The sequence below is a fragment of the Micromonospora sp. NBC_00362 genome, from assembly GCF_026342155.1.
GTDB lineage: Bacteria > Actinomycetota > Actinomycetes > Mycobacteriales > Micromonosporaceae > Micromonospora > Micromonospora hortensis.
Window position 1 is genome coordinate 3,556,941 of record NZ_JAPENH010000001.1, and the last position, 15,641, is coordinate 3,572,581.

Here is a 15,641-nt window from a genome sequence, read left to right on the forward strand (position 1 = left end):
CTGCGACAGTGGGAGTCCACAGTGCGGGTGGAGGGGTGTCGTGGCGACCTTTCAATGCTCCTCGTGCGGCCGGGAGATCAAGCCGGCCGTCCGATGCCCGCACTGTGGGGCAGATCAACCACAGTGGGTCGAGCACCTGGCCGACATTGAGCGTTCGATAGCGGAGATGAAGGCGCGCGACGCCGCCATCGCCCGCGAGCAGCGGCAGATCGCCGCCAAGATGCAGGCCGCGCTCTTCCAGCGGGACATCCTCGCCCACGCCGGCGAGGAACGGATCAAGCAGGCCACCCGGCCGCGCCGGGTGCTGCGACGCCGCCCCGCTCGGCGACCACCGACGGCCACCATGGGAACGCCGCCCCGGGTGCCTCGCCAGGGCACACCGCCCGCCCCGGAGGATCCGCCGCCACCCCCGCCCCGGGCCGCCTGGCTGGACGCGGACGACCCGGAGCACCCGCCGGAGGCGTCCTCGCGCGAGGTGCAGAACATCCCGCTCGGGCTGGGCGCGCTGCTGCTCGGCGTGGCCGCTGTGGTCTTCGCCGCCGTGGCCACCAGCTCGATGGACGCGCTGGCCCGGCTCGGCATCCTGCTCCTGGCCACCGTGCTGATGCTGCTCGCCCCACCGGCACTGGCCCGGCGCGGGCTCACCTCGACCGCCGAGACCATCGCCGCGGTCGGCCTGCTGCTGGTGCCGCTCGCCGGCAATGCCCTCTGGGCGGTGGACCGAATCGGCACCGGCGGCGGCTCCGGCACTGTCTTCGCCGGGGTGATCTTCGCGGTCACCGCCGCCGTCGCGTTCGGGTACGCCGGTTGGACCGGTCTGCGCGCGCCCCGCTTCGCCACAGTGCTCGCCGCCCAGCCGGTGCTGCCCCTGCTGGCGTACGACCAGATCACCGGGCCGGGCGGCTGGGCCCTGGTGCTGGCCCTGGTCGCTCTCGTCAACCTCGGCCTGGCCCGCTCCGGCGTGACCGTCGAACGCCCCGTCCGACAGGACCTGCCATCGCCGGGCACGCCGTCCGCGCCCCGCCAACGCGACGCCGAGAGCCGGCCGGAGGGCGACCCGGAGGAGGCTGCCGAGCTGATCGACGCCAGCGGCGGTGCCACCGACCCCCAGCCGACCCGACCGGTGCCCGGCCTGCGTCAGCTGACCTGGTTGCTGCACGCGCTGGCGGTCGCCGTCTCGCTGGCGTACGCGGTCACCGCCCTGCTCCGGGCACAGACCGTGCCGACCGCTACCGGCGCCGGGGTGGTGCTGCTGTTGGCCGCCGTGATCGGGCTGGCCGGCGCGTTGGTGCTGCGTCGTCCGCCGCTGCCGGACGTCGCGGCCGGCATCGTCACCCTGGCGGTGATCGGCTCGCTCAGCCGAATCGCCTCGGTGGCACTCCCCGGCCGGGCGCTGCTGCTGATCGCGGCGGTCATCACGGTGACCGGGCTGGCGGTGCGCGCGGTCCCGGAAGCGGCCCGGCGTGGCCCACAGCTCGCCTCCGCGGTGGCGTTGACCGTCAGTGGTCTGGTGGTCGCCGGCGGCGCGTTACGCGCCGGGGTGGCGCCGGTCCGGGCGGCACTGCCCGCCTGGAACCCCGACCTCAGCCGGTACCCGGAGGAGTTGGCCGCCGCCGTCGGGCCGACCACCTGGCAGCTCGCGGGTGCCGCGTTCCTGCTCACCATCGCGGCGGTGCTGGCCCTGCCCATCGAGATCCGCCGGGAGTTCGCGGTCGCCGGCGCGGCGCTGACAGCGCTCGCCGTCCCGGCCTCGTTCGATCTCGGCTGGGCGACGGCACCCTGGCCCATGGTCATCACCGCGATCGGCATCGGGGTCATCGGGCTGTCCGCCCGCACCGACCGGGCCGCTGTCGCGCACGCCATCGGGGCGGCCGTGGTGGGCCTGTTCGGCGCGGGTGCCAGCCTGACCAGCCCCACCCTCACCGCCGCGGTCCTGATCACCCTGTTCGTGGCCGGCACGCTGGTCACGCTGGCGCCCCGGATCCGGATCGCCTCGGCCGCCTCCGACACGGTCACCGCCTGGGCGGCCGGTGGCGCCGCGTTCGCGCTGCCCGGGGCGGTGGCGGCGTTCGTGGCCGCGACCATGCCGAGCGACCCGACCCCCACCCCGGCGAGCCTGCGCGAGGTGACCGTCCCGATCCTGGCGGCCAGCTTCCTGGCGGTCTGCGTGACCCTGGGCTACGCAGCCGTCGTGCAGGTCTCCCAGCGCCACATCCCCGCCCCACTGTCGGTCGGCACCGGGCTGGGCGCGCTGATGGTCACCGCCGCCGCGTTCGGGGCGCCCGGCGCGACAGTCGCCGACGCCTGGGTGGGCGCGCTCCTGCTGGTCGCGGCGGTGCTGCTCTTCCTGGCCCCCTCCATCGACGCCGGCCGTCGAGCCGACCTCACCCTCGACGGCTCGGACCTGGCCGCCGCGGCGGTCACCACCGCCCTGATCGCCACACTGGTACGGATCGGGGCGGTGCTCGCCCCGGGGGGTCAGTTGGCGGTCGCCGCCGCCCTGCTCCTGGTGGTCGCCGTGGGCGCCCGCAGCATGCCGGAGGAGTGGCGACGCGGCCCGATCCTCGGCCTCACCGTCGGCGGTGTCCTGATCGGCGTCCTCGCCGGATGGTCGGCGGTACGCGGTGGCGTTGGCGTGCTGGCCACCCCCGGGCCGATCTGGAGGGGCGACCTGAGCGACTGGCCGGCCGCCCCCGTGGGCGGTGCCACCTGGCAGGCGCCTGTGGCGCTGGCGCTCCTGGCCCTCGCCGCCGGCATTCTGCTCCCGCCGCCGTGGCGCTGGGACGTTTCCGGCGTGGCGGTGGTGCTCGCCACGATCGGCGCGCCGGCCGCATTCGATCTGGCCTGGTGGTCACCGGTCCTGGTCGGCGGAATGGTCGCCACCGTGTTCGGCATGGCCGCGGTGGCCACCGAGGAGGCCCGCGCCGGGCTGTCCCGGGCCACGGTGGCCGGGGTCGTCGCGCTGCACGCCGCCGGAGCTGGACTGGTCCGCCCGTGGACCACGGCCCTGGCGCTGGGCAGCATCGCGCTGATCGGCGTGGTGGTGGCCTCGCTGGCCCGCGTTCTCGCCGGTCCACAGGTCGCCGACATCGAAACCGAGGGTATGCCGCCGCACCTGGCGCAGATCGGCGGCGCGGCGATCGGTGCCGCCCTGCTGGCCCTTCCCGGTGCGGTGGCGGCACTGTCCGCCGAGTTCGATCATTCGGCGCAGGTGGTGCTGACCGCCGCGCTGGCCGCGACGAGCCTCGGCCTGGCCGCTGTGGCCGCCGTCCGCCGGTTGGTGCCGCAATATCTGCCCTGGGTCAGCGTGGCGGTGGTCGGCGGGGCCACCATCAGCGCCCTCGCCGCCATCCCCACCGGGCTCGCCGCCGGGGTCTACGCGGCCGCCGCCGCCCTGCTCGGCGTGCTGGCCGAGCTGATCCGCGCTGCCACAGTGCCGCCCACCGGCGCGGCCCAGCCGGTCCGGCGCTGGTCGGTGCGACTCGACGGCGCCCTCTGGCGGCTGCCCGACGACCCGGAGCGACGGCGGTGGCGGGTCAACCCGGCAGCGGGCGCGTTGGCCGCGGCGGCGCTGCCGACCGCCCTGGCGCTCGCCTCGATCGCACCCGCGCTGGTCACCGCCCTGGTCGAGCCACACCGCACATTGACCCGGATCTGGCATGGTCCGCTCCCGGAGTTGCTCACTCCACCGTCGGACGTGGTCAACCCGACGCACGTACTGACGGCGTTGCTGCTCACCGCGACCGCCGCGCTGGCCGCCACCGGGTTCAGCGGTGGGCGACGGTCCCGCGCCGTGCCGGTGGTGCTGCCAGGGGCGGCCGTCACGCTGCTGATCGCGCCCATCGCGCTGGGCCAGGGCTGGCCCGCCAGCACCGTCGCCGCGCTCTCCGTCTTCACCATCGCGATGCTCGGTCTCGCACTGACCCCGCCGCCGGCGCTGGTCGAGCGGGCCCGCTCACTGCGGCTGGCCCGGGTGCTGGTGTTCGCCATTGGTCTGGCCGGTGGCAGCGCCGGGCTCGCCGGCAGCCTGGCCGACCGGCAGATGACCCTGTTCACCCTCGGCAGCGCGGTCGGGGTGGGCGCGGTGGCGGCGCTGTTCGGCACCACCCAGCGGGCGCGCATCCTCGGCTGGCTCTTCGCCTCACTCATGGCGCAGCTCTTCGTGCTCACCGCCGGCCTGGTCGCCGGACTGGCGGCGGTCTGGTCCGCGTTCGGGGTGCTCGCCGTCGGCGCGGTCCTCCAGGTGCTCGCCGCTACCCTGCCCCGGCTGCGCCGCCCGGAGGCGCAGCGTGAGGCCTCCACAGTGGAGTGGACCGGGCATGCTGCCGCGCTGATCGCGTTGGCCCTCGCCTTCGACTCGCCCCGTCACATCGCCGCACTGCTGGCCGCCTGGGGCGCTGTCCTCGGGGTGGCGGCGACCCGACCCGGTCGCCGGCCGGTGGAACGCCGGATCCTGTTCTGGGCGGTGGTGGTGTGTGAGATCACCGCGTGGTGGATCCTGATGCGAGTCGCCGACGTGGCGTTGCCCGAGGCGTACACGCTGCCGTTCGCCGTGCTGGCCCTCCTCGTCGGAGTCCTGGAGCTGCGCCACCGGCCCGACATGAGCAGTTGGGTGGCGTACGGTCCGGCGCTGGTCGCGGCCTTCGTGCCGACGCTGGCGATCGTGCTGGCCACCGAGTCCAGCACTGTGCGGCAGATGCTCCTGCTGCTCGGCGCGGTCGCGGTGCTGATCTTCGGCTCGTCCAGTCGGCAGCAGGCCCCGGTGATCGTCGGCGCGTCGGTCACCGCGATCACGGCGATCCACGCCCTGTTCAGCCTGGGCCCGTGGCTGGCGCTGATCCCGGTGGGCATCCTGCTGCTGGTGCTCGGTGCGAGCAACGAGCGCCGCCGCCGCGCCCAGGAACGCCTACAGACCGCCCTGCGCGGCATGAGATAAGACGCAGGGTCCCGGCGGCGAGGACGAGTGGGGAGGAGTTCGCGTCACCCGCGTCCGTCTCGCGCGATCTTGCACTTTCTGTCGCGGCATAAGGGGTAAAAGCCGCAAAGCGACGACCGAAAGTGCAAGATCGCGGGGTGGGGGGCGGGGGGTTAGTGCAGGGTGGCTTGGAGGGCGGCTTCCTTCGTTGCTACCAGCTTCTCCAGGTCCTGCTGGTAGGTCGCCATCTTGGCGCGCAGGCCCTCGTCGGCGGCACCGAGGATCCGTACGGCGAGCAGGCCGGCGTTGCGGGCGTTGCCGATCGACACGGTGGCGACCGGGATCCCGGCCGGCATCTGCACGATGGACAACAGCGAGTCCATGCCGTCGAGGTGCTTCAGCGGCACCGGCACACCGATCACCGGCAGCGGTGTCACCGAGGCCACCATGCCGGGCAGCGCGGCGGCGCCCCCAGCCCCCGCGATGATCACCTTGAGGCCCCGGTCGGCGGCGTCGCGCCCGTACTCGATCATCGCGACCGGAGTCCGGTGCGCCGAGATCACCCGGACCTCGTACGCCACGCCGAAGTCGTCCAACACCTCGGCCGCGGCCCGCATGGTCGGCCAGTCCGAGTCGCTGCCCATGATCAAGCCAACCGTGCTCACTGCTGCCCTCTCTCGTTCCCGAAACCGTTACTCACTCGTGGCCCTCGCGCAGCCAGCGCACGGCCCGCGCGGCCCGCTCCCGCAGGTCGTCCAGGTCGTCACCGAGCACCGTGACGTGCCCGATCTTGCGGCCAGGTCGTACCTGCTTGCCGTACAGGTGCACCTTGGCGCCCGGCTCGGCGGCGAAGAGGTGATGCAACCGCTCGTCGATCGACATCCCGCCCGGCTCACCACCGAGCACGTTCGCCGACACCACCACCGGGGCGGTCAGCGCCGTGTCACCCATCGGGTAGTCCAGCACGGCCCGCAGGTGCTGCTCGAACTGGGAGGTCCGGGCACCCTCAATGGTCCAGTGCCCGGAGTTGTGCGGACGCATCGCCAGCTCGTTGACCACGATCGCGGGCCGGCCGGCGTCGTCGCGCACCTCGAACAACTCCACCGCCAGCAGGCCGATCACACCGAGCGCGGTGGCCAGGTCGATGGCGAGCTGCTGAGCGGAGACCGCCAACTCCTCGTCCAAGCCGGGCGCCGGGGCCAGCACCTCCACGTTGATGCCGTCGCGTTGCACGGTCTCGACCACCGGGTACGCGGCCACCTGACCGAACGGCGAACGGGCCACCTGCACTGCCAACTCCCGCCGCAGCGGCACCCGCTCCTCGACGATCAGCCGGGTGCCGCCAGCGAGCAGAGTGGTCGCCAACTCCGTGGCCTGGGCGGCGTCGTCGACCATCCAGACGCCCCGGCCGTCGTACCCACCCCTGGCCGCCTTCAGCACCACCGGCCAGCCGACCTGCTCGCCGAAACCGACGAGGTCGGCGGGCTCCCCGACCGGCCGCCAAGCCGGGTTGGGCGCACCCAGCTCGGTCAGGCGTTCCCGCATGACCTGCTTGTCCTGGGCGTGCAGCAGCGCGTCCGCCGGCGGGTAGAGGGACACCCCTTCCGCCGCCAGCGTGCGAATGTGCTCGGAGGGTACGTGCTCGTGGTCGAAGGTGACGACGTCACAGCCCTTGGCGAAGGTGCGCAGCGCGGCCAGGTCGGTGTGGTCGCCGTACTGGACGTCGGCGGCGACCAGCGCCGCGCCGTCGTCGGGAGTGGTCGCGAGCACACGCAGTGACTGGCCGAGGGCGATCGCGGCCTGGTGGGTCATCCGGGCCAACTGGCCGCCACCCACCATGCCGACAACTGGCAGACCGGTACGGGAATCCATAGCGCGGCCAGCCTATCCGGGCCGCCGACGGGCCCACCGGGAGGGCTGGCGACCCGCCTCCGAAGCGCTGGCGGGACCGCCCGGCGGGCGGCGCGGGCGACTACCGGGCGTGGCCGTGCGCTCAGCCCAGCTCGGCTACCAGCTCCTCGACGGAGGTGACCGGCCGCTGGCAGACGAAACCCCGGCAGACGTACGCGGCGGAGCGCCCCTCCACCAGCGGACGGTCGGCGAGCAGCGGCACACCCGGCTGGTCCGGACGCCCGGCGACGACCACCGCTCCGGGCGGCGCGTGCCGGCGGGCGGCGGCCACCAGTGGGTCGCCGTCCGGGTCGTCGGTGACGACGGCGATCTCGTACGGCCCGGAGAGCAACGCCTCCCCGACCGTTGCCGCGTATCCGGCGAACCGGGGGTGCCTACCGACGATCGGCGCGACAGTGCCGAGGGCCGCCTCGGCGGCGTCCCGGTAGCGCGTCTCCCCGGTCAGCGCCGAGTACGCCACCAGTCCGGCGATCAACGCCGACCGGCCGGACGGGGTGGCGTTGTCGGTCGGGTCGGCCGGCCGGGCGACGAGCCGCTCCGCGTCGTCGGCGGTGTCGTAGAAGGCGCCGCCGGGCGCGGCGAAGTGCGCCAGGGCGGTGTCCAGCAGCTCGCCGGCCAGTGTGAGCCAGCGGCCCTCCCCGGTGAGCTGGTGCAGCGCGCAGAAGGCCTCGGCCACGCAGCCGTAGTCCTCCAGGACACCGGCCGGCTCGCCGACCTTGCCGTCCCGGGAGACCCGGCGCAGCCGGCCGTCCACCAGGTGCACAGTGGCCAGGTGTTCGGCGGCCTGGCGCATCGCCCCGTCGGCCACGATGGTGACGCCGTCCATCAGGTTGGCGTCCTCGTCCTTCGGTGACGCGTACACGGCGGCGACCTGCTGGAACTCGGCAATGGCGGTGATCGCCAAACCGTTCCAGGCGGCCACCACCTTGTCGTCGAGGGCCGGCTGGGGGCGGGTGTCCCGGGCGGCGAGCAGCCGCCCGACCACCTGCTGCCAACGGGCGCGCACCTCGGGCGCGGCATCGTCCACGTCCCGGGCGAGCTTGAGCACGCTCATACCGTGCTCAAAGGTGCCTTCTTCCGTGACGGTGAACAGGTCGGCGGCGAACCGGCCGTCCTCCTCGCCCAACGCCTCCACGAGTTGGGCGGGCGTCCAGGCGTACGTGAGCCCCTCGACGCCCTCGGTGTCGGCGTCCAGTGCGGACGCGAACCCCTGCCCCGGCCGGTGCAGCTCGTCGGCGAGGAACCGGGCGGTGTCCCGGGCCACCCGACGGGCCAGCGGGTCACCGGTGAGTCGCCACAACTGGGTGTAGACCCGCAGCAGCAGCGCGTTGTCGTAGAGCATCTTCTCGAAGTGCGGCACCGTCCAGTGCACGTCCACGGAATACCGGGCGAAGCCGCCCGCGAGCTGGTCGTAGATGCCGCCCCGGGCCATCGCCTCGGCCGTGTGCCGGGTGATCTCCAGGCTGCGCGGGTCGCCGGTGCGCTGGTGGTGGCGCAGCAGGAAGAGCAGGTTCATGTGCGGCGGAAACTTCGGGGCGCCACCGAACCCGCCGTTCGTGGCGTCGTACTCGCTGGCCAGCTTCGCGGCCGCCGCGTCGAGCAGCGGGGCGTCCAGCGGCGCTGTGGGGCCGCCAACGGCCTGCGCGCCGCCGATCGCCTCGACCACCGCGGCGCCCTGGCCCAGCACCGCCTCGCGCTGCTCACGCCAGGCGGTGGAGACCGACTGGAGCAACTGGACGAAGTTGGGTCGCGGGAAGTAGGTGCCGCAGAAGAACGGGGTGCCGTCCGGGGTGGCGAAGACGGTCATCGGCCAACCGCCCTGGCCGGTCATCGCCTGGGTGGCGGTCATGTAGATCGCGTCCACGTCCGGACGTTCCTCACGATCCACCTTGATCGACACGAAGTTGTCGTTCATCAGGGTGCCGACCTGCTCGTTCTCGAACGACTCGTGCGCCATGACGTGGCACCAGTGGCAGGCGGCGTAGCCCACCGAGATGAGCACCGGAACGTCCCGCCGCTTCGCCTCGGCGAACGCCTCGTCCGACCACGGCCACCAGTCGACCGGGTTGTCGGCGTGCTGAAGGAGGTACGGACTGGTGGCGTCGGCGAGTCGGTTCACCTGACGACCATAGCCAGCCCCGGCGCGGACCGCGCGGGCTCCACCCGGACGGTCAGGACGCGCCGTCGGCGCGGAGCCGGAACACGTTCGACTCCGCCGAGTCGCGCAGCGACCCCAGCACCGCGCCGATCTTGTCCGCCGGCATGGGCTTGAAGAAGTGGTAGCCCTGCGCGGAGGTGCAGCCCAACTCGGCCAGGGCCATCCGCTGCTCGGCGGTCTCCACCCCTTCGGCGACCACCCGCAGCCCCAGCTCGTGAGCGAGGCCGACCGTCGTCCGGACGATCGCGGCAGCCTCCGGCGAGTCGGCCATCCGGATGACGAAGGAACGGTCCACCTTCAACTCGTCCACAGCGATCCGGGTGAGGAAGGTCAGCGACGAGAAGCCGGTGCCGAAGTCGTCGACAGCGAGTTGCACGCCCATCGACCGGAGCGTCGCCAGCACCTCGTCGATGACCTCCAGCTCGCTCATCACCACCGTCTCGGTGATCTCCAGAACGAGCCGGCGCGGCGGCACCTGGTGGCGGCGCAACGCCTCGGCGATCTCCGCCGGCAACCGGGGGTCGAGCAGGCTGCGCGCCGAGAGGTTGACCGAGATCGGGACGTCCAACCCCTCCCGGGCCCAACTGGCGGCCACGCTGAGCGCCTTGTTCAGCACGTAGCGGGTGAAGGTGCCGAGCTGCTCGCTGTTCTCCACCGGTCGGATGAAGTCGGCCGGGTTCAACCACCCACGCCGGGGGTGCTGCCACCGGATCAGCGCCTCCACGCCGGTGGGCGCACCCGTGGCCAGGTCGACCGCCGGCTGCAACGCCAGCACCAGTTGGTCGTCGACCTTCAACGCCTCCCGCAGCTCGGCCAGCAGGGCGAGCTGGTCGGTGCTGGCCGCGTCGCGTGAGCCGTCGTACGCGGCGACGTTGCCGCCGCCCTCCTTGGCCTGGTACATCGCGATGTCGGCCCGACGCAGCAGCTCGGTCAGGTCCGCGGTGCCCGCGGCGGCCACCACCACCCCGACCGAGACCTCGATGGACATCCGTACGCCGGCCACCTCGGTCGGTGCGGCCAGCCGTTCGGCGATCTCACGGGCCTGACGCAACGCGTGGGCCATCGGGGCGGCCCGGTCGCCGAGCACCGGCACCGCCGTGAGCAGGAGGGCGAACTCGTCGCCACCGAGTCGACCGAGCAGGTCACCGGCGCGGACCAGCGAGTTGAGTCGGTTCGCGGTCAGTCGCAGCAGTTGGTCACCCGCCGCGTGGCCGAGGGTGTCGTTGACTTCCTTGAACTGGTTGATGTCCAGCAGCAGCAGCGCCACCGGGTGGTCGTGGCTGAGCTGTCGCAGCGACTGGTCGCCCTTGCTCAACATCGCCGCCCGGTTGGCGAGCCCTGTGAGCGGGTCGTGCACCGCCTCGTACGACGAGCGGGCGGTCACCAACCTCAGCTCGTGGTGGGTCGCGGCGTCGTGCAGCGCGGCGGCGAGGGCGTCGCCGAACGCGGCCACCGCGTCACGTTCCCGGGCCGTGGGCGGGGCCGAGCGGGGGAACCGCACCCGCAGCCGACCGACCGGCGTGGCACCGACCGACAGCGCCCGGCTCAGCTCGTGCTCGTCCGGCTCCGACTGGTCCGGCGGCCCGGTCTCCCGGTCGATCAGCTGACCGCTGGCGTCGCCTCGGTAGAGGTGCCACCGGCCGTCGGCCCGGGCCACGTCGACGTCCACCAGCTCGGCATTGAACAGCGTCAGCGCCCCGGTGACCGCCGCGCTGGCCACACCCCGCTCGTCGAGCTGGTTGAGGGCCGCGGTGGCCTCGGCGAAGGCACGCCAGGTGCGGCGCTCCTGATCGGAGCGCAGCCGGTAACGGTAGGTCTGCTGCAACAGCCACAGCAGCGGCGGCAGCAGCAGCAACCAGCGGGGGTCGAGTTCCAGCAGTGCGACCACCACGAGGCCGACCGCCACGTTGCCGACGAACATCAGCAGCTTGCCGCGCAGCGCGGCGAGCAGTGGCGGCCCGATCGGCAGCCCGTGCCGCAGGCCCAGCGTCACGCCGCCCAGCCAGGCGGTCACCAGGAGGTACGTCACCGAACCGGCGATCACGGCCAGCGCCAGGATCGGAGTTGGCGGCGAGAGCAGGGGCCGCCCGAGCGCGGTGGTCACGGAGACGGCCAGTGCCGACGCGGCGGCCAGCGACGCGGCGATCCGGACGATCTCCAGGGCCGGACGGCGGTCGTTGTGCAGTGACAGCAACGTCCAGGCCAGCCCGGTGCCGAGCAGCGTGGCGGACGGGAGCCAGCCGGCTGGGGTCAGGTAGAGGCAGACGATCAGGGCCGCCTCGCCCCAGGTGATGCTGACCATGCCCGCGGCCGAGCGGAACCGCAGCCGGGCGAGCTGGGCGAGCGCCAGGACGGCGACGGCGATGCCGAAGCGAGCCGGACCGCCGAGGGGGTCGTCGGCCGGCAACCGGACCGGGAGGGTCAACCCGACAGCGGCGGCGGCCAGGGCGGTCAGCGTGACGGCTGCGGTGAGCACGAGCAGCCGGCCCGGTGTGCCGCGCACCCCGAGCCGATCGAACGGGCCGTCGGCCGGATCGGAGGTCATCGACCTCCCCCGTCAGCCGACCGACCGACGTCGCGGTGGGCGGCCGCTGCTGTGCTGGTCATCGGCGCCCCCTCCCGCACACGGCTCGGAGACTTTTGGTCCCCCCGGCGGAAGGCTAAGCCAAACCGGGTGGCCGCAACAGGGGGCGACCACCCGGTTCGGCGTGATTCACGCGCGGACTACCCGTTCAGGTGCTGCTGGTGCCCGTTGGGAGCGGGCGCGGATGAATCACGCCCCCCGGTCCCGTCTGTCGGATCGACGACTGCCGCATCGGCCCTGGTCGGGTCGGTCGCCCCGGACTGCTGGGGGAAACGGTCCGGCAGGCGGCGCAGCCGAGCGTTCATGTTGCGGATCAGCAGGATGGTCGCGGTGGCCAGCAGCAGGATGAGGAAGAGGCCCATCGGCCCGGCCAGACCACCCGTGCGGGTGTCCCCGAAGTTGTTCTCCGCGAGCACCTGGGCAGCGGTCAGCATGGCGTTCCTCCGATGTGCGGTTGGTAACCAGGGTAGCCCCGCCGGGAATCAGCGCGCGTGCGCCGTCTCCCGCACTCCGGCGAAGAGATCGGACTCGGGCAGCGGGCTGTCGACCATCGAGCGGGCCAGCTCGTAATCCTCGGTCGGCCAGGCGCGCTTCTGGAGCTCCATCGGCACATGGAACCAGAAGCCGTCCGGGTCGACCTGGGTGGCGTGGGCGCGCAGCGCGTCATCACGAACCGGGAAGTAATCGGCGCACTCCACCCGGGTGGTGATCCGCGGGCCCTTGTCGGGGCGGTCCTCCCACCGCTTGAGCCACTCCTCGTAGGGCGACTCCAGACCGGCGGCCAGCATGCCCTCGTGCAAGGCCATGATCTTGCCCTTGGAGAAACCGATGTCGTAGTAGAGCTTCAGCGGCTGCCAGGGCGCGCCCAGCTCCGGGTAGCGCTCCGGATCACCGGCGGCCTCGAACGCGGCCACGCTCACCTTGTGACACATGATGTGGTCCGGGTGCGGGTAGCCACCCTCCTCGTCGTACGTGGTCACCACGTGCGGGCGGAACTCGCGCATCAGCCGCACCAGCGGGCCTGCGGCGACTTCGACGTCCTGGAGGGCGAAACAGCCCTCGGGCAGCGGCGGCAGCGGATCACCCTCGGGCAGACCCGAGTCGACGAAGCCCAGCCAGGCCTGGTCGACACCGAGGATCGCCCGCGCGGCGTCCATCTCGGCACGCCGGATCTCGCCGATGTTGGCCCACACGTCGGGTCGGTCGAGCTTGGGGTTGAGCACGCTCCCGCGCTCGCCACCGGTGCACGTCACGACCAGGACGTCCACCCCCTGAGCGACATATTTCGCCGTCGTCGCCGCGCCCTTGCTCGACTCGTCGTCCGGGTGCGCGTGCACGGCCATGAGACGCAGTTGCTCTGCCAACTTCGGCGCTCCTCGTCTGTGCCGGACGGGGGACCCGACCGGGCTCGACCGGCTGACCTGCCGGGATCTTTCCTCACCGCACCCTGTCACCGGCCACCAGCGCCGGGCATGACCTGCCATTCCTGCCGCTGGACCGGGTGGGAGGATGGGGCTCTGTCATTCTTGCCGATGCCGCCGACAACAACGCCAGGAGATACCCGCCGGTGACCGAGACGCACGCCACAATTTCACCAGGTGCGCCGGTATTCCCGGCCGGGCGCTACGGCCGCCGCCGGGCACCGGGCGGAAAGCGCCGCCGTACGCTGCTGGCCGCGCTGGCACTGTTGGCCCTCGTCGCGACGCTGACCGTGATCTCGGTACGGCTCTACCGCCAGTACGGCGATCCCGTCTACGACGCCCAGGTGATCACGTACACCGACATCACGGACAAGCAGGTGCTTGTCGACTTTCGGGTGACCGTCCCGCCGGGTGGATCAGCTGTCTGCGTGCTGCGCGCCCGGGACCGTGCCGGCGCCGAGGTCGGCCGCGAACAGGTCACCGTGACCGCCGACCCCGGGGATCGGCACGTGACGACCCAGCACCGCCTGGCGACCACCGCACGGCCCTTCATCGGTGAGGTCCTGCGCTGCCGAGCACCGTCCTGAGCTGCTCGAACAGCACCAGAAGCGGGGCTGACGGGGCGCCTACCCCCGGTGTCGGATCCGGACACCGGCGGTGATGGCCGACACGCTGTGTCGTACCGCACTGGTAACTTGGTGGTTCACCTGTCAGCCAGCCACGCACAACTGAGGAGAACGCCTGTGTCCACTGGCAACGAGGCGCCCGCCACCTGGCTGTCGCAGGACGCGTACGACCGCCTCCAGGCCGAGCTCGACGAGCACATCGCCAACCGTCCGGCCATCGCAGCCGAGATCAACGCTCGGCGCGAGGAGGGCGACCTGCGGGAGAACGGCGGCTACCACGCCGCCCGCGAGGAGCAGGGCAAGGCCGAGGGTCGCATCCGCTACCTGCAGGAGCTGCTGCGCACCGCGAAGGTCGGCGAGGCCCCCACCGCCGACGCGGTGTCGCCGGGCATGGTGGTGACGATCTACTTCGACGACGACACCAACGACACCGAGACCTTCCTGCTCGGTTCCCGGGAGATCGCGGCCACCACCGACCTGACCGTCTACAGCCCCGAGTCCGCGCTGGGCAAGGCGATCCTGGGCGGTCGAGCCGGGCAGACCTGCACCTACACGGCGCCCAGCGGCGCCGACATCAAGGTGACAGTGGTCAGCTTCGAGCCGTTCTCCGGCTGACCGTCGCCGGTCGCGCTACCCGCCGCCGGCCGGCTCGACCGACGCCGGCACCCACTGTCGGAACGCAGGTCGCCCGACGCCGGCACCCACTGTCGAAACGCAGCGCATCCGAGGCGTGGCACCCACCGGTGTCACGCCTCGGCCGCGAAGACCACCTGGTAGCCGCTGGCCCGTAGGGCGCTGATCAGGGTGTCCGAGTGCTCGACGCCCCGGGTTTCCACCGACAACGCCACCTCCACCTCGCCGAGGCTGAGGTGCGGGTTGGCCCGCTGGTGCTCCACGTCCACCACGTTGGCCCGGTGCTCGGCGATCTGAGTGAGCAGCGACGCGAGCTGCCCCGGCCGGTCCGAACAGCGGACGGTCACCCGCAGGTAGCGACCCGCCGCGGCCAACCCGTGCTCGATCACCCGCAGCATCAGCAGCGGGTCGATGTTGCCACCGGAGAGCACCGCGACCACCGGGGTCTCCACCTCGACCACGCCGGCCAGCAGCGCGGCCACGCCGACCGCCCCGGCCGGCTCGACCACCTGCTTGCCCCGCTCCAGCAGCATCAGCAGGGCCCGGGAGATGTCCTCCTCGGAGACCGTGACGATCTCGTCGACCAGCTTGCGCACGTGGTTGAAGGTGATCTCGCCCGGACGGCCGACCGCGATGCCGTCGGCGATGGTGGAGAAGATGGGCAGCCGGACCGGTTCCCCGGCCACCAGTGAGGGCGGGAACGCCGCCGCCCCCGCCGCCTGCACGCCGATGATCCGGACGTCGGGGCGCAACGCCTTCGCGGCCACCGCCATGCCCGAGATCAGACCGCCGCCACCCACCCCGGTGATGATCGTCTTCACGTCCGGGCACTGTTCGAGGATCTCCAGCGCCACAGTGCCCTGCCCGGCGATCACGTCGGGATGGTCGAACGGGTGGATCAGCACCGCGCCGGTGCGCTCGGCGTACGTGTGCGCCGCGACCAGCGACTCGTCGACGGTGTTCCCGGCCAACTCGACCTGCGCGCCGTACCCCTTGGTGGCGGCCACCTTCGGCAGCGGCGCGTTGACCGGCATGAAGACCGTGGCGTGCGTGCCGACCAGGCCGGCGGCGAGAGCCACGCCCTGCGCGTGGTTGCCCGCGCTCGCCGCGACCACGCCGCGCTCCCGCTCCGCCGCCGACAACCGGGAGATCCGCACGTACGCGCCCCGCACCTTGTACGAGCCGGCGCGCTGCACGTTCTCGCACTTGAGCCACGTCGGCCCGCCCAGCGCCGCGCTGAGCGGCCGGGAGGGCTCCAGTGGGGTGGTGCGGGTGACGCCAGCGAGCAACTCCCGTGCGGCCCGCACATCGTCGAGACCGACCAGTTCCGTCATGCCCCGATCGTGCCACCCGCCTGCGGAGCCCTCGGCGGCGACACCGGAGTGCCCGACAG

At 72.8% G+C, this 15,641-nt stretch carries 10 protein-coding genes; 3 read left to right on the forward strand and 7 right to left on the reverse strand.

Features of this window, described 5'->3' with window-relative positions; all coding sequences use genetic code 11:
- Positions 1 to 40: 40 nt before the first annotated feature.
- Entirely contained in the window at positions 41 to 4,936 is a 4,896-nt protein-coding gene (locus OG992_RS16095) for an SCO7613 C-terminal domain-containing membrane protein (protein WP_266303649.1), read from the forward strand.
- A 152-nt stretch (positions 4,937 to 5,088) separates the two neighbouring features.
- On the opposite strand, the gene purE is transcribed toward OG992_RS16095, so the two are convergent.
- The 6 genes from purE to mca form a co-directional block, all read right to left on the reverse strand.
- Positions 5,089 to 5,580, reverse strand: a complete 492-nt coding sequence (gene purE / locus OG992_RS16100; RefSeq protein WP_238666648.1) for a 5-(carboxyamino)imidazole ribonucleotide mutase — start codon at positions 5,578 to 5,580, stop codon at positions 5,089 to 5,091.
- Between the two features lie 31 nt (positions 5,581 to 5,611).
- Positions 5,612 to 6,787, reverse strand: coding sequence for a 5-(carboxyamino)imidazole ribonucleotide synthase (locus tag OG992_RS16105; protein WP_238683191.1), 1,176 nt, complete (start codon positions 6,785 to 6,787; stop codon positions 5,612 to 5,614).
- A gap of 121 nt (positions 6,788 to 6,908) precedes the next feature.
- A complete protein-coding gene (locus OG992_RS16110; RefSeq protein WP_266303650.1) occupies positions 6,909 to 8,945 on the reverse strand; it encodes a thioredoxin domain-containing protein in 2,037 nt (678 codons plus the stop codon).
- A 52-nt stretch (positions 8,946 to 8,997) separates the two neighbouring features.
- Complete coding sequence (locus OG992_RS16115) at positions 8,998 to 11,529, reverse strand: bifunctional diguanylate cyclase/phosphodiesterase (RefSeq protein WP_238683189.1); 2,532 nt, start codon at positions 11,527 to 11,529, stop codon at positions 8,998 to 9,000.
- Positions 11,530 to 11,708: 179 nt separating this feature from the next.
- Positions 11,709 to 12,002: a hypothetical protein gene (locus tag OG992_RS16120; RefSeq protein WP_266303651.1), complete on the reverse strand. Its 294-nt coding sequence runs from the start codon at positions 12,000 to 12,002 to the stop codon at positions 11,709 to 11,711.
- 48 nt (positions 12,003 to 12,050) lie between these two features.
- The gene (gene mca / locus OG992_RS16125) at positions 12,051 to 12,932 is read right to left on the reverse strand and encodes a mycothiol conjugate amidase Mca (protein WP_238683187.1); all 882 of its coding nucleotides are present in this window, start codon (positions 12,930 to 12,932) and stop codon (positions 12,051 to 12,053) included.
- Positions 12,933 to 13,135: 203 nt separating this feature from the next.
- On the opposite strand from mca, the gene OG992_RS16130 reads away from it, so the two are divergent.
- Positions 13,136 to 13,576, forward strand: a complete 441-nt coding sequence (locus OG992_RS16130; RefSeq protein ID WP_238683186.1) for a DUF4307 domain-containing protein — start codon at positions 13,136 to 13,138, stop codon at positions 13,574 to 13,576.
- A 156-nt stretch (positions 13,577 to 13,732) separates the two neighbouring features.
- Complete coding sequence (greA, locus tag OG992_RS16135; protein WP_091394193.1) at positions 13,733 to 14,230, forward strand: transcription elongation factor GreA; 498 nt, start codon at positions 13,733 to 13,735, stop codon at positions 14,228 to 14,230.
- 131 nt (positions 14,231 to 14,361) lie between these two features.
- Here the strand turns inward: greA and ilvA are convergent, their stop codons facing one another.
- On the reverse strand, positions 14,362 to 15,582 hold the full coding sequence (ilvA, locus tag OG992_RS16140; RefSeq protein WP_238683185.1) for a threonine ammonia-lyase: 1,221 nt from the start codon (positions 15,580 to 15,582) through the stop codon (positions 14,362 to 14,364).
- Positions 15,583 to 15,641: the final 59 nt, after the last annotated feature.

Excerpts from the sequence above, each read along its gene's own strand:
- OG992_RS16120 (WP_266303651.1), bottom strand. The coding sequence starts at position 12,002 with ATGCTGACCGCTGCCCAGGTGCTCGCGGAGAACAACTTCGGGGACACC.
- OG992_RS16115 (WP_238683189.1), bottom strand. The coding sequence starts at position 11,529 with ATGACCTCCGATCCGGCCGACGGCCCGTTCGATCGGCTCGGGGTGCGC.
- OG992_RS16105 (WP_238683191.1), bottom strand. The coding sequence starts at position 6,787 with ATGGATTCCCGTACCGGTCTGCCAGTTGTCGGCATGGTGGGTGGCGGC.
- ilvA (WP_238683185.1), bottom strand. The coding sequence starts at position 15,582 with ATGACGGAACTGGTCGGTCTCGACGATGTGCGGGCCGCACGGGAGTTG.